Source organism: Bradyrhizobium sp. P2_E8 (assembly GCF_056403875.1).
Genome location: NZ_JBFUES010001210.1, coordinates 1 through 2,009, shown reverse-complemented (window position 1 = coordinate 2,009; position 2,009 = coordinate 1). Strand labels below are relative to the sequence as shown.

Annotated in this window: 4 protein-coding genes; 1 reads left to right on the top strand and 3 read right to left on the bottom strand. The window is 65.7% G+C overall.

Annotated features, from left to right (window positions below; genetic code table 11):
• Window positions 1–317 (top strand): response regulator (locus AC1D00_RS38710; protein WP_477014302.1); only part of this gene is annotated, 317 nt, incomplete at its 5' end.
• A gap of 148 nt (window positions 318–465) precedes the next feature.
• Here the strand turns inward: AC1D00_RS38710 and AC1D00_RS38705 are convergent.
• The 3 genes from AC1D00_RS38705 to glk form a co-directional block, all read right to left on the bottom strand.
• A complete protein-coding gene (locus AC1D00_RS38705) occupies window positions 466–621 on the bottom strand; it encodes a hypothetical protein (RefSeq protein ID WP_167770922.1) in 156 nt (51 codons plus the stop codon).
• Between the two features lie 146 nt (window positions 622–767).
• Complete coding sequence (locus AC1D00_RS38700) at window positions 768–971, bottom strand: hypothetical protein (RefSeq protein ID WP_135175386.1); 204 nt, start codon at window positions 969–971, stop codon at window positions 768–770.
• 142 nt (window positions 972–1,113) lie between these two features.
• Window positions 1,114–2,009, bottom strand: an 896-nt coding sequence (gene glk, locus AC1D00_RS38695; protein WP_477014301.1) for a glucokinase, incomplete at its 5' end; no start/stop codon positions are given.

Sequence of the window (2,009 nt, the reverse complement as noted above, 5' to 3'; positions counted from 1 at the left end):
CTGACATGGTGGAGGAGCTCGGCCACCATGTCGTCGCGGAAGCGGACAATGTCCGGGACGCGAGCGCCTTTGCCATGACCGCGCAATACGACCTCGCCATCCTCGACATCAACCTCATGGGGCTCTACGTCGATCCCGTCGCCGACCTGATCGAGCGCCGCGGAAAGCCGTTTCTGTTCGCCACCGGCTACGGGCCGGAACTGCTGCCGTCGTTGCTCCGCCGCAGGCCGATCCTGCGCAAGCCGATTTCGATCGATCAGCTCAAGGCGATGATCGATTCGATGTTTCCGGAAGCCACGGCGAAGGTGCCGCACTGAGCGAAGGCGCTGGGCGACGGCGAAGGCGCCGCGCTGAGCGACGGCGAAGACGCCGCGCTGGGCGACGGCGAAGACGCCGCGCTGAGAGCACCAACGAAAATGGCCGCCCGTCGGGGGCGGCCATTCGACGAAGGAATTCCTCGGGTTCTCAGATCAGGCCGGCAGTGAGGTCGATGCCGCGCGCCATCAGGCCGAACGAGGCAACGAGGCCCGTGCAGCAGAACAGCAAGATGGTCTTGAACGAAGAAGCGGCGAAACGCGTTTCGGCGGCGGCCGGCATTGCGGCGAGCGAAATCATGCTCATGTTCATTCCCCCCTTTGTTGACCCCTGAATTGCATCAGGTGAGGGAACTCTTAGAGCAAAAGGTTTGACGCGAGATTGCGAGGGATCGTTAACGAAATCGCAATCGACTCGCGGACTCGCGCCGTTCCGGCGCGGGATTGCAAGTCTCAGTTGCGACCGTTCCTCAGCACCGTGGCGATGGTATGGGCCGTCATCGCGGCGCGATCCGAGGCGCGCTGGGCGGCCAGCCGGTCTCGCGCCTTTTCCTCGATCAAGAGCTCGATCAGCGCCAGCCGTTTGTCCTCGTCATCCGCCTCGGTCAGCAGACGGTGATAGCGGTGATAGTCGAAGCCCAGATCCTGCTTACGCATGTCACGCCCCCGCAACTACGCCACACACTCAAGGGGGATTGTTTCTCATCGGGAACAAACGAGCAAGCACGATCCTGCGTGGAACCGTTCGTGCGTTGCAATCTCCTGTGAATTACCGGAACTGCAGCCGGGCGCTCGCGCCTCAATCCACATTGTGGTCGGCGAACATCTTCAGGCCGACGAAGCTGGCATCGGGCTTCGTGACCAGCCGGGTCGGGATGTTGCGCAAATAGTCCTGGAAGCGTCCCTTGGCTTCGAAGCGTGCGCGGAAGGCCGAGGCTGCGAGGAAGTCCGGGAATCGCGGCACGATCCCGCCGGCGATATAGACGCCGCCGCGGGCACCGAAGGTCACCGCGAGGTTGCCCGCGACCGAGCCCAGGATGGCGCAAAACATCTCCAGCGTCGCGCGGCTGACCGGGCAGCTGCCGTCCAGGGCCGCCTTGGTGATGGCGGCCGCGTCGCGGTGCGGCACCTGGGCGCCATCGATCTCCGCCAGCGCCTCGTAGAGGCTTTGCAAGCCCGAGCCCGACAGCGCGCCGCGCTCGATGGAGACATGGCCGAAGCGCCGGCGCAGGCACGCGATCACGCGCTCCTCGCGCTCGTTCTCTGCCGGCAGGGTCGCGTGGCCCGCCTCGGTGACGACGGCCAGCCGCGCCCCATGCCGCTCGACCAGACAGGAGACGCCAAAACCGGTTCCGGGCCCGACCACCAGCAACGGTTCTCCGGGGAGGCCATCTTGTCCGCCGAGCGGGATCAGATCGGCGGACCGCAAGGCGGGCAGGGACCAGGCGACCACCTCGAAATCGTTGAGCACATGGACGCTGTCGAAGCCGAGCGTCGGCTGGAGCTCGTTGCCGTCGATGACCCAGGGGCTGTTGGTCATGACACAGCGGTTGTTGGTGACGGGACCCGCGACGGCCAGCACAGCCCTCTGGGGCGACTCGCCGCCGGCCCGGCGCGCCAGCACGTCGACAATGGCTTCCCGGACGGTCGGGAAGTCGGCGACCTTCACATAGTCGATCGGCCCGGTCTGGTCGC

Coding starts and splice junctions, on each gene's coding strand:
- AC1D00_RS38705 (WP_167770922.1), bottom strand. CDS start 621: ATGAGCATGATTTCGCTCGCCGCAATGCCGGCCGCCGCCGAAACGCGT.
- AC1D00_RS38700 (WP_135175386.1), bottom strand. CDS start 971: ATGCGTAAGCAGGATCTGGGCTTCGACTATCACCGCTATCACCGTCTG.